We start from the raw sequence: 16,640 nt of genomic DNA, 5'->3' as shown, positions 1-16,640 counted from the left end.
TCAGCTCCCTTGCAGCGGCTTGGCGTCCTGGAAGAAGTAATCCTTCCACGATTCGGGTTTGTTTTTGATCGCGCCGACGCGGTAGAGGAATTCCGCCAGCGGGTAGGTGTTTTTCGGTGTGACGCTGAATTCGAATTGCGGGTTTTCGATGATTTTCAGCAGCTCGGCGCGGTCGATCTTGGCCTTGGTCACGCGGATGTAGGTATCGGCTGCGGCGCCTTTGTCGTTCTGGGCGAACTGCGCCGCTTCGGTCAGTGCCTCGACGAACGCCTTGTAGGTTTTCGGGTTGTCGTTGCGGAATTTCTCGGTGGCGAACAGCACGGTCGGCGAGTTAGGCCCGAGGATGTCATAGGAGTTGAGCACCACATGCACGTTCGGGTTGGTCAGGGCCTGCTCCTGGAACGGCGGGTTGGAGAAGTGCCCGGTCAGCTCGGTGCCACCGGCAATCAGCGCAGCCGTGGCATCCGGGTGCGGGACGGCAACGGTGTACTTGTCGAGGCGATTGAATTCCTTGTCGCCCCATTGCTTGGCGGCAGCGTATTGCAGGAAACGCGACTGCACGGAAACGCCCACTGCCGGTACGGCAATGCGGTCTTTTTCGGTGAAGTCGGCAATGGTCTTGACCTTGGGATTGTTGCTCACCAGGTAGTAGGGGAAGTTGCCCAGGGAGGCAACGGCTTTCACGTTCTGCTTGCCGTGGGTGCGGTCCCAGATAGTCAGCAGCGGGCCAACGCCGGCCCCGGCGATGTCGATGGAACCGGAGAGCAGCGCATCATTGACGGCTGCGCCGCCGGACAATTGTGTCCAGTCGACCTTGATGTCGATGCCTTCCTGCTTGCCGTATTTTTCGATCAGGTTCTGGTCGCGCACCACGTTGAGCAACAGGTAGACGATGCCAAACTGCTCGGCGATGCGAATTTCGCCTTCGGCCTGGGCGGCGGCAGGCGCCACAAGACTGCCGGCCAGCAGGCTGACGCCCAGGCCAACCGTCGCGGCCAGGCGCGCAAATGGGGTTTTCTTGGACATGGTCATGCTCCGGGTCAGAAAGGCGCGTCGCCCTGGATGGTGGTGCGGTACAGCTTGCGCCGCAGGTGGCTGGGGCAGCCGGCCGCCAGGTGGATCAGCGAGCGGTTGTCCCAGAACACCATGTCGTGGGGCTGCCACTGATGGCGGTAGATGTTTTCCGGCAGCACGCTGTGGGCGTACAGCTGGGCCAGCAGGTCGCGGCTTTCATCCTCAGGCAGGCCGACGATACGGGTGGTGAAGCCCTCGCTGACGAACAGCGCCTTGCGGCCGTTTTCCGGGTGGGTGCGCACAATCGGGTGTACCACTTCCGCCACTTGAGCGAGTTGCTCGGGCGTGAGGGTCGGGCGCCAATTGCCTTCGAATTTGGTTTCGCTGTAGCGTGCGGTGTAGGAATGCGCGGCGCTGCGGCCTTCGACCGCCTTGCGCAAGGGCTCGGGCAGGTTGTCCCAGGCTTTATGCATGTCGGCGAACAACGTGTCGCCACCCTCGGACGGCAGCTCCTGGGCATGGAGCATCGAGCCCAGGCTCGGTAGCTCCTTATAGGAGAGGTCCGAGTGCCAGAACTTGCCGGCGTCTCCCAGGCCGATGGATTGGCCGTTTTCGATGATGTTGGAGACGATCAGGATTTCCGGGTGGTTGGCCAGCAGGAATTGTTTGAGCACATGGATTTGCAGCACGCCGAAACGGCGGCTGAAGGCGATCTGTTGCTCGGGGGTGATACGTTGGTCGCGGAAGACCACGACGTGATGGTCCAGATGCGCGCGGTGAATGCGTGCGAAGTCCCGGTCGCTGACCGGGCGGGCCAGGTCCAGGCCTATGATTTCGGCGCCGACGCTGCCGGGAAATGGACGGATCTCGAAGGTTTGTGTGGTGTCGGTCGCTGTTGGAACAGTAGAGGTGGCAGACATGAGTTCACTCCCGTGCAGTCAGGAGAGTGACTTTATAGTCATAAGAACCGCATTTTAAATACCGTTAGTGAATATCGATATGCAGCAATACCGCTGTTGGCCCGACTCCCGGGAATAAAATGTGCACGACGGACCTTAGCCTGTAAGACCTGACAAATGGGAGCTGTGGGCCCGAAGAACACGCTGTTGAGTCGCTTACAAGCCGAAACCTTGCCCGTTTGACAAGCTTGTGGACAATCTCTAGTGTGCATTGGATCCAATTAGCCACCTCACCTTGAAAAGGAGGATAGCGTAGTCGTGACGCAGAAGCCGAACCCTTTGAGCAGCATCCAGATCAGCGGGCCTATCCCCGCCCATCTCGCCCGCTCCGTGATTGAAGAAACATTGCGCAACGCCATCCTGGATGGCCGCTTGCCCTGTGGCACCGCCATGCGTCAACAGGAGCTGGCCAGCTTGTTCGGGGTCAGCCGGATGCCGGTGCGCGAGGCATTGCGTCAACTGGAAGCCCAATCGCTGCTGCATGTGGTCACCCACAAAGGCGCGGTGGTGGCGCCACTGATCGAGGACCACTCGGCGGAAACCTACGCCCTGCGCATACTCCTCGAATCCGAAGCGCTGCGCTTGTCGATTCCCCTGCTCACGCCCGATGACATCGCCCAGGCTGGCGCCTTTATCGACGCGCTGGAACGGGAAAGCGACTACACCGAAATCGGCCGCCTCAACCGCCTGTTCCACATGGCGCTATATGGCAAGGCGGGCAATCAGCGGTTGCTCAAGCTGGTTGAACACGGCTTGAACGAAGAGGAACGTTTCCTGCGCTTCAACCTCGAGGCCATGGGCCTGGGCAAGACGTCCCAGGAAGATCACCGCGAACTGCTCGACCTCGTGGCGCAAAAGAAGGTCGACGAAAGCATCCTGACCCTGCGTAACCACCTTACCCGCGGCATGGAGGTGATTACGGGTTACCTCAAAACTCTTGAAGAGACTGAACAGAACGCTGCGCTGTAAATTCCGCGTGGAACTGAAACGCCTCCCTCGACCACAAAGCGCTGCAAAGTGACGCTGGCCGACGGAGGCCAGTGCACCACCATTACTCCCGTTAAACCATTAAGCCCAAAGAAAACTTCACACACTCCGCAGAGCGATCCAACTACCGCAATATTCCAACTCGAAAAACTTATAAAATTAAAAACACCTGAATACTTAATCAGATTATTACCAACACTCCAATTCTCCCAATCGACAGCGTGAATCCATGCTCGGTGCGTCACTGCGCGTGGCGTTCCTTTAAATAAAGCCTTGGTATTTTGTCACAGCATGCTGCTTGCCAGTAACAGTGTCAGCCTCGTACAGGGCTGCCTGTTATCAAGGCACCCGCGCATCCGTGAAAACCAATGTTTATTTGTCGCTAAAGCACAACGCTTTTATCAGGGAAGAGACACGACTTATAGGCATCAACATGTTCCAGCACTCACACCTGCTTAAACAAAAAAAGCAGAAGTTACATATCCATCCAATATTCAAATATATAAATACCCTTCCAAAGTTGCAGTACTTTATGGAAAACCACGTATTCGCCGTGTGGGACTTCATGACACTCACCAAACGCCTGCAACATGACCTCACCGGTATGCGCCTGCCCTGGTTACCGCCAACGGACCCGCAAGCGGCTCGCCTGATCAATGAGATCGTATTGGGCGAAGAGTCGGACGCGTATCCCGGCCATGGGCACGGCAGCCACTTCGAGTTGTACCTGGAAGCCATGCGTGAAGTCGGCGCGAGCACGGCGAACATCGAGCGGTTCGTCAGCCTGCAGCGTGACGGCAACGATGCAGAAACGGCCCTGCAAAAAATCGATATCCACCCGTCCGTGGCCCGGTTCGTCAGAAGTACCCTGCAGGTTGCCCTGGACGCACCGACGCACTGCGTGGCGGCTGCCTTTCTCCACGGGCGCGAGAGCGTCATCCCGGCGATGTTCAAGCGCATCCTGGAGGAGTGCGAGGTGCTCCATCGCCAGGCGCCCACCTTCTGCTACTACCTCAAGCGCCACATGGAGATCGACGCCCAGGAGCATGGCCCGGCGGCAACGCAATTGCTGCAACGCCTTACCCTCGGCGACCCAAGCCGCGAGCAGCAAGCCGACAGTTGCGCCCTCGGCGCCGTGGAAAGCCGCCTGGCCTTATGGGATGGGTTGCATAGGTGCCTGCCGGAGATGAGCGCATGAACCCTGCCGACTACCGCTCATTTGCCGACGACTGGGAGCGCCGCGCGACCATCCGCACACGCCCGCGGCGGCGGCTGGAAAACGATCAGAAACTGATCTATCCCCTGAGCCGACAGCCTCTGGTGCTGAGCGCGACCTTTATCGACCGATGCCCGCAGTGCCGTGATTTTGTCTTGCTGCAGACGTTCTACAAGTTCATCAACGACGTGGTGATCTTTGAAACCGAGATCGTCGACAAGACCGCACGCAGCATCGCCAAGAATCGCTTTTCGGTGCCCTTCCCGCTTGCCTGTCGCTACGACGCCATGACCGTGGTGGTAGACGAGGATTACCACGCCCTCGTCGCCCTCGATTTCATGCAACAGACCATCGAGATGACCGGGATCCCACCCCTTGAACTACCCGCGCAAATCGAGCTGAGCCGCGCCTTGCCTGCCGCACTGGCGCTGGCGCCCGAACACCTGCGCGATGCCATGGAACTGATTGCCGTGGCCATCGCCGAGAACACCGTGACCCATGACGTGGCAGCGTTTTCCAAGGACGACAGTGTCAAGCAATCCATCCGTGGGTTGATGGCCGACCACTTGTTTGACGAGGGCCGCCACGCGCTTTTCTGGACGCGCCTGGTGCGTATTTATTGGCAGTCTGCAGACGCCGCGGACCGCGACTGTATCGCCCGGATCCTGCCGGTTTTTCTCCAGCATTACCTGACCCACGACCTGCAGAAAAACTTCGACCTGCACTTGATCGAGCACCTGGATGTCAGTGACGGCACGCGCTCTGCGCTGCGCACTGAAGTGCAGGCGATGGGCTTTCCCATTACCCGCCAGCACCCGTTGATCGGCAATATCATGGGCTTCCTGAATCACAGCGGCCTGCTGCAAACGCCGAGTGTGGTTGGGGCGCTGGATGCCTTTCTTGCGGCGCCAGGAGGGCACCCATGAGGCACCTGAAGATTGGGCTGGCGGGCTTCAGCGCGGCGCTGAATGAACTGGGTGAGACATTGGCGCAATACGGTCATGGGGTGGTGCGAGCACAGGATGTCACCCACCTAGTAGACCTGCTGATTGATGACGGTAGCGAGGAGGTTCCGCCCGGCGTGACGTGCACAGCCTTGATGAGCCTGCGCGTGGGTATGGGAGCGTTGACCGACTGTGGATTGCCGGCCCTGCAGTTCAGGTGTTACGCCCACTCAAGGCGACTCCTGACAACCCTGGAGGTTGCCGGAGAAGCCTGTGGCAATGGTCAACGGCTGCGTCAACACGCAGTAAGCAGCCTGGTGGAGTGGGTAGCCCAACAGGTGAGTGGGTTCTCCCGGGACCCGGGCTATTTCTCGCAGGCGGCCGTCGCCTCTGATGATCCGGAACACGGCCTGCAAGCGCTCGCATCCCTGGCGTACCTGCATCGTTTTAACCTGACGGCCGATTTGGTTCTGCTGCAGCAAGCCCAGGTACCCCTGATCGAACGATTGGAAAACAGTCTGCAAACCTTCGCCGACCGGCTGGCGTTGAACATTGCCGGCAGCGGGCTGACTTACCGACAGTTGCATCGCCAGAGCCTGGCTATCCAGCGCCGTCTGCGACTTCTGCTTGGGCCCCACGACACACCGCCGGTAATCGGCGTTTGCCTGGGCAAATCCCTGGAGCTGTACGCCAGCATTCTCGCGGTACTCGCCTGCGGTGCGGTGTACCTGCCCCTGGAGCCGGGCCACCCGCTGCAACGCCAGCGAGCGATGCTGGAAAACGCCGGCGTCTCGGTGCTGCTGGATGATGGCAAGCATCCACTGCGGGACGGGTTTTGTGCATTGGATGTGAATGCCGTCGACACTCCCGACACCTCGCTGCCAATGCGCCAGCGCCCCGCCATGGACGACCCTTGCATGGTGTTCCACACCTCGGGCACTACCGGCCACCCCAAGGGCGTGCTGCTCAGCCAGCACAACCTGGCCCATTTCAGCGCCTGGTTCGGGGGTCATGTGCAGCTGAGCGAACACAGCCGGGTCTTGCAGTTTTCGCCCTTGAGTTTTGACTCGTCCCTGATCGATATCTTCCCGAGCCTGATCGCGGGCGCCGAGCTGATCGTGCCCAGTGAGGACCAGCGACGCGACCCGCAGCAACTGGTGGAGTTGATCCGACAACAGCGCGTCACCCACGCCTTCCTGCCGCCGGCGCTGCTGAGCATCCTGCCGCTGGATCAACCCCTGGGCCTGGCGCACCTGATGACCGGAGGCGATGTGTGCGAGCCCTATGTCATCGAGCAGTTGGCAGGCCAGTGCCGCCTGCACAATTTCTACGGGCCCACCGAAGCCACCGTGCTGGTGACCAGCCACACGTTGCAGCCGGGCGACAGCAATCGCAACCTCGGCACGCCCATCGCCAACAGCCAGGTACTGATCCTCGACGAGCACCTGCAACCGGTGAATGAGCAGGTGTTGGGCGAACTGTACATCGCCGGTCCCGGCGTCAGCCTGGGTTACCTCAACCAGCCGCGTCAGACCGCCGAGCATTTCGTCCCCCTGGAGTTGCCCGACGGCCAGACCTTGCGGGCCTACCGCACAGGCGACCTGGCGAAGTGGACCGCTGCCGGCATCGAGTTGGCCGGGCGCCGGGATCAGCAGGTGAAGATCCGTGGGTTCCGGGTCGAACCGCAAGAGATCGAACATTGCCTGCGCAGCAGTCAGCTGTTTCGCCAAGTGGCGGTGGTGATTGACCGTGAGCGGCGAATCCTGGCTTTTGTTGCTCAGCCCGAAACACAAGACGCCCTGCCTGCACTGACGCAGCATGCCCGGCAAACACTGCCGGACTATTTGCGGCCAACCCTGTGCACGGAACTTGCGAGCATGCCGTGCACCCCCAACGGAAAGGTCGACCGCCAGGCATTGCTGGCGTTACCGACTCCAACGCTGCCGGCCATCATTCACGGCGAACCGCACACGCCCATGCAAGTGCAGTTGCTCAACCTGTGGAGCGAGTTGCTGGGCATGCCGGTCACGCAGCTGTCGGCCGACGAGAGCTTCTTCAATCTTGGCGGCCATTCCATCCTGCTGTCGACGATGCTGCTGCGTATCCGCGAGCAGTTCGGGCGCAGCCTATCCCTAAGTCGGTTTTTTGAAACCCCCACGGTTCGTACCCTCGCTACGCTGATGGGGGACGACGCACCACCCGAAGCACCGACCGGCCAGGCTACCCGGGATGCGCTGCGTGAGCTGCATGTGCAGACATTGCCGGCTGAACAGGCGGGCGAACGTCGCCGGGTGATCGTGACCGGGGCCAACAGTTTTCTCGGGGTGCATATCGTCGAGGCACTGTTGGCCGAGGGTGCACTTGAAGTGGCGTGCCTGGTGCGCGAACGGCCCGGACATTCGGCGACCGCGAGGTTTGCCGAGGCCCTGCGAGAGTACCGTCTGGAACACCTGGACCTGAGCCGGGTGCAGGTGTATGCCGCCGACATCAGCCAGCCGCGTCTTGGCCTGTCGAGTGAGGTGTATGACTACCTCGCCGGGGAGTTCGGCGTGTTGGTGCACAACGCCGCCCACGTCAATCATGTGATGGATTACGCCACCCTGGCCAAGGACAACGTCGAACCGGTGCTGGAATGCCTGCGCCTGTGTGAAACCCGGTGCAAGAAGGTCTTCAATTTTATCTCGACGCTGTCGGCCGCCAGCACTATCGACGCACATGGCCAGGTACTCGAAAACCCCGCCGCGGCCACCCCGCCGCTCTACATCCAGAATGGCTACAACCTGTCCAAATGGGTTGCCGAACGCTTGCTGGGACGCGCCGCAGCGCAAGGTGCCTGGGTCAATATCCATCGCCCGGGGAACATCAGCTTCAACAGCCGCAGCGGAGTCTGCGAGCCACAGAAGAATCGCCTGATGTTGATGCTCAAAGGTTCACTCCAACTGGGCCTGGTGCCGCACCTTGAGTTGAATTTCGACCTGATGCCGGTGGACTTTCTCGCCCGGTTTATTGCGTTCCACAGCAGCCGCTGCCGTGCTGGAGGGACGGTGTTCAACCTGCATAACCCGCAGCCCCTGAGCTGGGAAACCTACGTCGACGCCTTTCGCCAGGCAGGCCATGCATTCGAGCTGGTGAGCGTGGCTCACTGGCAACGTCACCTGCACACAGTGGACAGCCGCAATGCGCTGTTCGGCGTACTGGGCTTCTACCTCAACGGGGTGGGCGAGGACATCGGCGATACCTCGATGATCCGCCATGACAACGCACGACGCGGCGTCGAGCAGATGGGCGGACGCTACCCCGAAAAAAATCCGGCGCTGTTACGCAAGGGCTGCGAGTACCTGCGCAGCACCGGTTTCCTGTGACCAGGCTCTCAATTGAAGGAAGACCTTATGAAACCCGATACGTTGATTCGCAACCCTTGCGGCAAACCTGTGGTGTCCTCAGTTGTGGTTGCCTGTGATGCCGCCCGTGCGTGGGCGGTGGTCGGTGACTTTGGCGGATTTGATCGATTCATCCCCGCCTTGTCCCACATCGAAATCACTGGTGCGGGCGCGGGATCGCTGCGCAAGAAGTTCTTCCACGATGGAAATCTGGTAGTGGAGCAACTCAACAGCCGCGACGAGCAGGCCATGCGCATGACCTGGACCACGATCTACAACACCTTGGGCGTAGCACGGTTGTGGGCCGCCATGGATGTCGAACCGTTGGGAGCAGGATCCTCACGGGTGACCTGGACGATCATCGCCGAGCCGGTTGAACCTGGCGCGGAGGGATTTGAGCCGTTTGTGCAGGCATTCGCCGACGGTGCGCTGGCGAATGTGCGAGCGATGTTTGGCTAAAGGAGACAGGAGCGAGCAGGCTCGCTCCTGTGTGTTCATCGATCAGATTTTGAAACTGTCGACCAACTGCTTCAGCCGGTTGGCCTGTTGAGACAAGGCGTCGCAATCCTTCAAGGTTTCGTTGAGGTTGGCCACGCCCTGCTGGTTCAGCAGGTTGATCTGGTTGATGTCGACGTTGAGGGTTTCCACCACGGCGGTCTGTTCCTCGGTGGCGGCCGCTACCGACTGGTTCATCCCGTCGATCTCGACGATCCGCTGCGTCACGCTGACCAGGCGCTCACCGGCCTGGTTGGCGACCTCGACGCTTTCTTCGCTGGAGGTCTGGCTGGCGTTCATCGTGGTCACGGCCTCACGCGAGCCAATCTGCAGCGAGGTGATCATTTTGTGGATCTCTTCTGCCGACTCCTGGGTGCGGTGCGCCAGGTTGCGTACTTCATCCGCCACCACGGCAAACCCACGCCCGGCCTCACCGGCACGTGCAGCTTCAATCGCGGCGTTGAGGGCCAACAGGTTGGTTTGCTGGGAGATGCCTTTGATCACGTCCAGGATGTGGCCGATGTTGTCGGTGCTGGCGTTCAGGGTTTCAATCTGTGTGCAGGACAGGCTAATTTTTTGCGAAAGCTCCGACATCGCCAGGATGGTTTTCTCAACCACCTTGCGCCCATCATCGGCCTGCTCACTGGCACCGCTGGCGTGTTGCGAAGCATCAGCGGCGTTGCGCGCGATTTCCTGCGTGGCGGCCCCCAGTTCGTTGATCGCTGCGGCCACGCTGTTGGTGCGCGCGCTTTGTTCGTCGGAACCGATGATCGACGCGTTGGACGAGGCCATTACTCGCTGGGACAGGTCGTGCACCTGGCGCGTCGCCGAGGAAACTTCGGAAATCGACGCGTGAATACGCTCGACGAATTGGTTGAAGGCACTGCCCAAATCACCGAACTCGTCCTTGCTTTCCACTGTCAGGCGGCGGGTCAGGTCACCCTCGCCCTGAGCGATGTCCTGCATGGCGCGGCCCATGGTGGTCAGCGGGCGCATCAAGACCTGGATCAGGACGCTCAGGAACACGGCAATGGCGGCAACCGCAATGAACATGGCGATCAATGCCGAGGTACGGAACTTACCCAGCGGTGCGTAGGCTTTGTCTTTGTCGATCGACAGGCCGATGTACCAGTCGGCATTCGGCAACCCGCTGATCGGGGTGAAGGACAAAATCCGTTCCTGGCCATTCAAGACCACTTCCTGGCTGAGCTTCTCGATGCGCACGTTGGTGCCGGGATAGATGTCCTTGAGGTTCTTCATCACCTGGTCCTGGTCCGGGCTGACGATCACCTGACCATCACCGCTGACCAGGAATGCATGGCCGATGCCGCCGAAATCCACCGAGTTGATGATCTTCACCAGGGTTTGCAGGCTCAGGTCACCGCCGACCACGCCAAGCAGTTCGCCATTCTTTTTCACCGGCATCGCGATGGTCACGATCAGCCCGCCTACCGCAGCCATGTAGGGCGGTGTGAGCATGGTCTTGTCGGCTGCGACAGCTTGCTTGTACCAGGGGCGCTGACGCGGATCGTAGCCATCGGGCATTTTGGCGTCGGGACGCTGGGTGAACACGCCGTTGGTGGAGCCGACGTAGGTGAACTGGAAGTTGGAGGTAAATGCCGACTGGTCGACCAACCCCGGAAGATCGGCAGAGCTGCCTTGATGGGCCACGTTTTGCGCGAGGCTTTCCAGTACCAGCACCCGCCCGCTGAGCCAATTCTGCACGCTGCTGGCGGTGAGTTCACCGGATTGCTGAATGGACGACTCCAGGTTTTGCCGGATGGTATTGCGCTGCAAGTAGTCGTTGTAGAACGTGAATAACGCGAAGGCCAGAACCACTACGCCTGACGCGGCCAACAGAATTTTATGACTGAACTTGAGATTCATTTCATTGACTTCTTTTTGCCAAAAGGGGGTGAGCGTGCCGGATGCAACATTCCATGTAACGGTATAGGCAGACTCTGCGACTGCTCTATTTCGGTGCACGCATGGCTCGTCAGGCTTTCGGCCAAGGCAGGATAAATATTAGGAATTTGTGAGAAGCATCTGCTTTTAATGTCAGAAACCGACCAGTGGTAGCGCTCTAACGTCAGGAGTTGCAAAATTTTTCAGGCTTGTCGACAATGCGACTAATTATCATTTGTGACGCTTTGCCAGGCCGTGTGAATGCCCTCATCCGAGTACGCAGTACAGACGCTTTACAGCAACCATCATGGCTGGCTGAACACTTGGCTGCGCAGCCGTCTGGGTAACGCAGCGGATGCGGCGGACCTGGCCCAGGACACGTTCGTGCGGCTGCTGCAAAAAACCGAACGTTTCGAACTCAAGGCCCCTCGCGCTTTCCTGCGCACTATCGCGCGGGGCCTGGTGATCGATCATTGGCGTCGCGAAGAAATCGAGCGCGCCTACCTGGAGTCCATCGCGCATTTGCCCGAAGCCTTGGCGCCGAGTGCTGAAGAACGTGCGTTGATTCTGGAATTGCTGGAGTCCATCGCCCGGCTTCTGGACGGACTCAAGCCCAAGGTACGCAAGGCGTTTCTACTGGCTCAATGCGACGGCCTGACTTACAAGCAGATTGCGCAGCAGATGGGTGTATCACTGCGCTCGGTGGAGCGCTATGTCGCCGAGGCGCTTTATCACTGTTATGTGCTGCGGTATGAGGCATGACCTCGATGGATAACACAGCGCGCGCAGGAATCGACCCGCAGGTGGTCAAGCAGGCCATCAGCTGGATGCTGCGTCTGCGTAACAATCGCGCCAATGTCCGCCTGAAGGCGCAGTGCGAGCACTGGCGCGAGGCTCATCATGAACACGAGTTGGCCTGGCAACGCGTGCAGGCACTGCAGCATGAATTAAGCAGCCAGTTGGCGGCGATTCCCGGGGCCCATGTGGCGCTGGAGAACAGTGCCCAGCGCCTTGGGCGCCGGCAGGCATTGAAGGTATTGTCCGGCGTGCTGTTGATGGGTTCGGCGGCCTGGGTCAGCCGAGACCTCACCGGCTGGCAGCGTTGGACCTCTGACCTGGCTACCACCACTGGCGAACGCCGTAGCGTGCAACTACCGGATGGCACGCGCCTGCAGCTCAATACCGATAGCGCAGTGGACCTCGACTTCAACCCGCAACAACGCTTGATCACATTGGTGCGTGGGGAAATCCTGGTGACCTGCGGCGCCGCGGCGACCGCCCCCCTGCTGGTTCGCACCCGCCATGGTTTGTTCGAAGGAATAGACGGGCGATTTGTGGTGCGCCAGGACAGCGATTGCACACGCCTGAGCGTCGCGTCAGGCAACGTGGCGATTCATTCACCGCATACCGCCGACGGGCTTTTCACTCAAGTGCATGCAGGAGAAAGCTATCTGGTGCGTCAGAATGCGGCCGCTCTGGCGCCGCCTTCGGATATGGATACAGGGGCCTGGGCCGACGGATTGATCGTCACCCGCAACATGCGTCTTGCCGACTTCCTGGCGGAGGTAGGGCGCTATCGCCATGGTTATCTGGGCTGCTCGAGCGATATCGCAGATTTGCGCTTGTCTGGTGTTTTTCGCCTGGAGGACACCGAGAAACTATTGGCGATCCTTCCGCAGACGCTGCCTGTGCGCCTGCGCTATCGCACCCGCTGGTGGGTGAGCCTGGAGCGTCAGGCCTGATTATTTTTGGCGTGCCTGATTTATTTTTGGCGGCTTTTTTCCGTGAGTCCGGCTTAGACAGTAAGCAATTCAATCTGCCTTCAGCGACCTCTACGGATCTCGATAATGACTGTGCGTTTTTTCAGCAACTCTCCCTCTTCCTACCCTTTGCTCGGCAAAGCCGTACGCGCAGCATTGCTGTCGACCACGATGGGCATCGGCTTGCTGCCAGTGGCCGGTGTCGCGGCTGATAGCGGGGTCGAACGTATCAGCCAGCGCTATGACATCCCGGCAGGCGCGCTGAGCGATGTGCTCAATCAGTTTGCCCGTCAGGCAGGCATCACCCTTTCCAGCACGCCTGCGCAGACTCAGGGCCGACAGTCTCCCGGGCTGCACGGGGAGTACTCGGCCGAACAGGGCCTGAGCCAATTGCTCAACGGCTCAGGCTTGCAGGCGCAGGCGCAGGACGACGTGAGTTTCGTGTTGCAGGTCCAGCCCGAGAGCGAGGCGCTGACCTTGCCGACCACCGACATCAAAGGCTTCGCCCTGGGTAATGCCCTGGGCAGCATGGAAGGCTACAACGCGACCCACAGCCAGATCGCCACCAAGACCAGTACCGCGCTGCTGGAAACGTCTCAGACGGTTTCAGTGGTGACCCGCGAGCAGATGGACGACCAAGGCTCGCAAACCGTTGCCCAGGCCATGCGTTACACCCCTGGCGTGCTGACCAACCCTTATGGCGCCACTCACCGCTATGACTATGTGGCGATGCGTGGTTTCAACGACGGTTCGGTGGATAACATCTACCTGGACGGTTTGAAATCCATGGGTGACAGCGGAACCTACAGCACCATGCAGGTGGACCCGTATTTCCTCGAGCGCGTAGATATCCTCAAAGGACCGTCATCGGTGCTCTACGGGCGCAGCTCGCCGGGTGGGCTGGTGGCGTTGACCAGCAAGAAGCCATTGTTTGAGCCATACCATCAGGTCCAGGCCACGATAGGTTCCCAAGGGCAGCGAGGCATGGGTTTCGACTTCAGCGGCCCGGTGGATGACGACAAGCGCATTGCTTACCGACTGACCGGGCTTGCAGACAAGTCCGACACGCAATTCGACCATGCCAAGGAAAAACGCTACGCGCTGGCACCCACCTTGAGCATCGACTTTACCGATGACACGTCCCTCACACTCCAGGCTTACCTGCAGCATGACCCCGACGGTGGCTACCACGGAGGCATGCCGGCAGATGGCGCGTTGCACCAGCGCAACGGCCAGCGGATCTCCAACCACTTCTTCGAAGGCGAGCCGGGCATTGATGGGTACAAGCGTGATCAACAGTCGTTCGGCTATCAGTTCGAGCATCGCTTCAATGATGTTCTCACGGCGCGGCAGAACTTTCGGTATCTGGACTCCAAGGTCCGGCTGGACCAGGTATATGCCTATGGCTGGACTACGCCCACCAGTAATGAGTTGAATCGCTATTACTCAGGCGGTGACGAAAAGCTGCATGCGTTCATCATCGACAACATGCTGCAGGCTGAATTTTTTACCGGCGCGACCAAGCATACGGTGTTGATGGGGGCGGACTATCAGCGGCGCAAAACCGTCGTGGACTGGAGCAGCGGCTCTCTTGCGCCAATCAATGCGTTCAACCCGGTGTATGGCAATTCCGAGATCAGCTATTACAGCCCAACCAGTTATCTGCGCCGGCTCGAGCAGACCGGCGTTTACCTGCAAGACCTGATTGAGATGGACAAGTGGCGGTTCTCCCTCGGGCTGCGTCAGGACTGGGTTGAGACCTCCGATGAAAATCGCATTGCCGAAGCGGGACGACCGCTGGGCACAGAGATCAGTGATAAACGTACCAAACTGACCGGCCGGGCCGGAGCGCTCTACTTGTTTGATAACGGTCTCGCGCCCTACGTCAGCTATTCCGAATCCTTCAACCCGAACTCCTATTCGGACAGTGCCGGCAATCCCCTTGCACCTACCGACGGCACCCAGTGGGAAGTCGGCTTGAAGTATCAGCCGCCGGGTACCGACAATTTGTTCACGGCCTCGCTGTTCCGCATCGACCAGGAAAACCTGGCGACCAAACTGCCGCAGGAAAACTTCTATCGCGCGGTCGGCGCTGTGCGCTCCCAGGGCCTGGAGCTGGAGGCGCATATGCAGTTGACCGACCATCTCAAATTGTTGGGCAGCTATACCTTCACCGATATCGAGTATTCGAAGTCGATGGTCAGCACGCTGAGTACTGCGGACAACGTGATCGAGAACAAGGGGAACTCGCCGACGCAGGCGCCGCGTCATATGGCGTCGGTATGGGCAGACTACAAGTTCGATAGCGGCGCACTGGATGGCCTGCGACTCGGTGGTGGTGTTCGTTATGTCGGCTACAGCTGGGCAGATGCGGAGAACACCATGAAGGTGCCCGCCTACACGCTGTTTGATGCCTCGATGGGTTATGACCTTGGCAAGGTGGGACTGAAGGGTGTGGATGTACGCCTGAATGCCAACAACCTGACGAACGAGTCGTACGTGGCGTCGTGTGCCAGTTTGAACTTCTGCTACCTGGGTGAAGAGCGCAACGTCAGTGCGACGGTGAGCTACCAGTTCTAATCCCTCTCGATTCATACAAAGCCAGTTCCTGATTCCAGGCGCTGGCTTTGTCGTCTTTGCAGGAAATTTTTATGCGCGCATTGCTGGTTTTACTTCATCGCTACATCGGGTTGGCAACGGCGTTGTTTCTGATGATGGCGGGACTCACGGGCAGCCTTCTGGCGTTTAACCATGAGTTGGATGAATGGCTCAATCCCGGCTTTTATGGAGCAACGGCCAAAGGTTCGGCATTGCCGCCAGGTGAACTGGTGGACACGCTGCAGGGGCAGCATCCCAAACTGCAAGTCTGGTACATGGAGTATCCACAAGAGGCCGGTCGTACCGCGATGCTGGCGGCAGTTGCGAGAAACGATCCGGCGACGGGCAAACCCTTTGAGGAGCCCAACCAGGTCTTTTACCTGGATCCGGTCAGCGGCGAAGAAATGGGCCGGCGTGTTTGGGGGGCTTGCTGCTTTCAGCGCGAGAACTTCATTCCGTTCATTCTGGAATTTCACTCCAACCTCACACTGCCGGGTAATTGGGGTTTGTGGCTGATGGGACTGGTGGCGATCGCATGGGTGTTCGATTGTTTTATCGCGCTGTGGCTGACCCTGCCGAGAGGTAAACCGTTCTGGAAGAAGTGGTCCACGGCGTGGAAGATCAAGGGCGGCCACGCTTACCGGCTGAACTTCGACCTGCATCGTGCAGGCGGGTTATGGCTTTGGCTGTTGTTGCTGCCGATTGCAGTCAGCAGCGTCGCGATGAATTTGCCGAGCCAGGTGTTCAAGCCTGCTGTCTCGCTGTTCTCACCGGTTGAGCCTAGCGTCTATGAGGCCCGTGGCGGGTTACCCGCCGAGCAATTGGGCGTGACACAACTGAGTTATCAACAGGCCTATGAGCGGGCGCTAGAGGAAGGCAAGCGGCTGGGACTGACGGCGGCGATTGGAGAGCTTTACTACAGCTTTGAGTACAACTTTTATGGGGCGGGTTTTGGACAACATGATACCGAGGCCCATGGGAAATCCTGGTTGTTTTTCCACGGGACGGATGGGCGTTTACTGGGGCAGGAAATAGCAGGGCAAGGTACGTTGGGAGAGCGCTTTTATCGGCTGCAACTGCCGATCCATGGGGGCAGGATCATCGGGGTGGCGGGTCAGGTGCTGATTGCGCTGCTGGGAGCTGTGATCGCGATGTTGTCTGCTACCGGGATCTATATATGGTGGCGCAAGTTAATGGCCAGGCGAAGCAGCAAGGCACGCAAAGGGTGAGTCGATTCTAGTTGTTTGCCCAGCCCTTAAACGACAAAACCCCTGTCTGCGCTAGCAGACAGGGGTTTCGGAATTCAATCTTGACGATGACCTACTCTCACATGGGGAAACCCCACACTACCATCGGCGATGCATCGTTTCACTGCTGAGTTC

Annotated in this window: 12 protein-coding genes and 1 rRNA gene; 9 read left to right on the top strand and 4 right to left on the bottom strand. The window is 59.4% G+C overall.

The window, feature by feature from the left end; all coding sequences use genetic code 11:
- Positions 1 to 1,026, bottom strand: coding sequence for an ABC transporter substrate-binding protein (locus AC3WKX_RS18310; protein WP_003218229.1), 1,026 nt, complete (start codon positions 1,024 to 1,026; stop codon positions 1 to 3).
- A gap of 14 nt (positions 1,027 to 1,040) precedes the next feature.
- The gene (locus AC3WKX_RS18305; RefSeq protein WP_102605412.1) at positions 1,041 to 1,934 is read right to left on the bottom strand and encodes a TauD/TfdA dioxygenase family protein; all 894 of its coding nucleotides are present in this window, start codon (positions 1,932 to 1,934) and stop codon (positions 1,041 to 1,043) included.
- A 297-nt stretch (positions 1,935 to 2,231) separates the two neighbouring features.
- Between AC3WKX_RS18305 and AC3WKX_RS18300 the strand changes: the two genes are divergently transcribed.
- From AC3WKX_RS18300 to AC3WKX_RS18280, 5 genes are all read left to right on the top strand, one after another.
- Positions 2,232 to 2,942, top strand: a complete 711-nt coding sequence (locus tag AC3WKX_RS18300) for a GntR family transcriptional regulator (RefSeq protein ID WP_008433627.1) — start codon at positions 2,232 to 2,234, stop codon at positions 2,940 to 2,942.
- A gap of 451 nt (positions 2,943 to 3,393) precedes the next feature.
- Positions 3,394 to 4,158 (top strand): DUF3050 domain-containing protein, encoded by a 765-nt coding sequence (locus AC3WKX_RS18295; protein WP_102605413.1) that lies wholly within the window; start codon positions 3,394 to 3,396, stop codon positions 4,156 to 4,158.
- A complete protein-coding gene (locus tag AC3WKX_RS18290) occupies positions 4,155 to 5,102 on the top strand; it encodes a diiron oxygenase (RefSeq protein ID WP_102605414.1) in 948 nt (315 codons plus the stop codon). The genes AC3WKX_RS18295 and AC3WKX_RS18290 overlap by 4 nt, the downstream gene beginning before the upstream one ends.
- Positions 5,099 to 8,482: an amino acid adenylation domain-containing protein gene (locus AC3WKX_RS18285; RefSeq protein ID WP_102605415.1), complete on the top strand. Its 3,384-nt coding sequence runs from the start codon at positions 5,099 to 5,101 to the stop codon at positions 8,480 to 8,482. Before AC3WKX_RS18290 ends, AC3WKX_RS18285 begins: the two co-directional genes overlap by 4 nt.
- A 27-nt stretch (positions 8,483 to 8,509) precedes the next feature.
- Complete coding sequence (locus tag AC3WKX_RS18280; protein ID WP_102605416.1) at positions 8,510 to 8,959, top strand: SRPBCC family protein; 450 nt, start codon at positions 8,510 to 8,512, stop codon at positions 8,957 to 8,959.
- A 42-nt stretch (positions 8,960 to 9,001) separates the two neighbouring features.
- Here AC3WKX_RS18280 and AC3WKX_RS18275 read toward each other — a convergent pair whose 3' ends face one another.
- Positions 9,002 to 10,882: a methyl-accepting chemotaxis protein gene (locus AC3WKX_RS18275; protein ID WP_003218243.1), complete on the bottom strand. Its 1,881-nt coding sequence runs from the start codon at positions 10,880 to 10,882 to the stop codon at positions 9,002 to 9,004.
- A 279-nt stretch (positions 10,883 to 11,161) separates the two neighbouring features.
- On the opposite strand from AC3WKX_RS18275, the gene AC3WKX_RS18270 reads away from it, so the two are divergent.
- The 4 genes from AC3WKX_RS18270 (at position 11,162) to AC3WKX_RS18255 (ending at position 16,487) form a co-directional block, all read left to right on the top strand.
- The gene (locus AC3WKX_RS18270; RefSeq protein ID WP_008433614.1) at positions 11,162 to 11,662 is read left to right on the top strand and encodes a sigma-70 family RNA polymerase sigma factor; all 501 of its coding nucleotides are present in this window, start codon (positions 11,162 to 11,164) and stop codon (positions 11,660 to 11,662) included.
- On the top strand, positions 11,659 to 12,642 hold the full coding sequence (locus AC3WKX_RS18265; RefSeq protein WP_003218246.1) for a FecR domain-containing protein: 984 nt from the start codon (positions 11,659 to 11,661) through the stop codon (positions 12,640 to 12,642). The genes AC3WKX_RS18270 and AC3WKX_RS18265 overlap by 4 nt, the downstream gene beginning before the upstream one ends.
- A 105-nt stretch (positions 12,643 to 12,747) precedes the next feature.
- On the top strand, positions 12,748 to 15,240 hold the full coding sequence (locus AC3WKX_RS18260) for a TonB-dependent siderophore receptor (protein ID WP_102605417.1): 2,493 nt from the start codon (positions 12,748 to 12,750) through the stop codon (positions 15,238 to 15,240).
- 71 nt (positions 15,241 to 15,311) lie between these two features.
- Complete coding sequence (locus tag AC3WKX_RS18255) at positions 15,312 to 16,487, top strand: PepSY-associated TM helix domain-containing protein (protein ID WP_102605418.1); 1,176 nt, start codon at positions 15,312 to 15,314, stop codon at positions 16,485 to 16,487.
- 78 nt (positions 16,488 to 16,565) lie between these two features.
- Here AC3WKX_RS18255 and rrf read toward each other — a convergent pair.
- Positions 16,566 to 16,640 (bottom strand): 5S ribosomal RNA (rrf, locus tag AC3WKX_RS18250); the annotation flags it as partial.

The sequence above is a fragment of the Pseudomonas sp. GP01-A4 genome (assembly GCF_058780865.1).
This window is presented reverse-complemented; position numbering and strand designations above follow the sequence as displayed.

Excerpts from the sequence above, each read along its gene's own strand:
- AC3WKX_RS18270 (WP_008433614.1), top strand. The coding sequence starts at position 11,162 with ATGCCCTCATCCGAGTACGCAGTACAGACGCTTTACAGCAACCATCAT.
- AC3WKX_RS18255 (WP_102605418.1), top strand. The coding sequence starts at position 15,312 with ATGCGCGCATTGCTGGTTTTACTTCATCGCTACATCGGGTTGGCAACG.
- AC3WKX_RS18280 (WP_102605416.1), top strand. The coding sequence starts at position 8,510 with ATGAAACCCGATACGTTGATTCGCAACCCTTGCGGCAAACCTGTGGTG.
- AC3WKX_RS18295 (WP_102605413.1), top strand. The coding sequence starts at position 3,394 with ATGTTCCAGCACTCACACCTGCTTAAACAAAAAAAGCAGAAGTTACAT.
- AC3WKX_RS18265 (WP_003218246.1), top strand. The coding sequence starts at position 11,659 with ATGACCTCGATGGATAACACAGCGCGCGCAGGAATCGACCCGCAGGTG.
- AC3WKX_RS18260 (WP_102605417.1), top strand. The coding sequence starts at position 12,748 with ATGACTGTGCGTTTTTTCAGCAACTCTCCCTCTTCCTACCCTTTGCTC.
- AC3WKX_RS18310 (WP_003218229.1), bottom strand. The coding sequence starts at position 1,026 with ATGTCCAAGAAAACCCCATTTGCGCGCCTGGCCGCGACGGTTGGCCTG.
- AC3WKX_RS18275 (WP_003218243.1), bottom strand. The coding sequence starts at position 10,882 with ATGAATCTCAAGTTCAGTCATAAAATTCTGTTGGCCGCGTCAGGCGTA.
- AC3WKX_RS18290 (WP_102605414.1), top strand. The coding sequence starts at position 4,155 with ATGAACCCTGCCGACTACCGCTCATTTGCCGACGACTGGGAGCGCCGC.
- AC3WKX_RS18285 (WP_102605415.1), top strand. The coding sequence starts at position 5,099 with ATGAGGCACCTGAAGATTGGGCTGGCGGGCTTCAGCGCGGCGCTGAAT.
- AC3WKX_RS18305 (WP_102605412.1), bottom strand. The coding sequence starts at position 1,934 with ATGTCTGCCACCTCTACTGTTCCAACAGCGACCGACACCACACAAACC.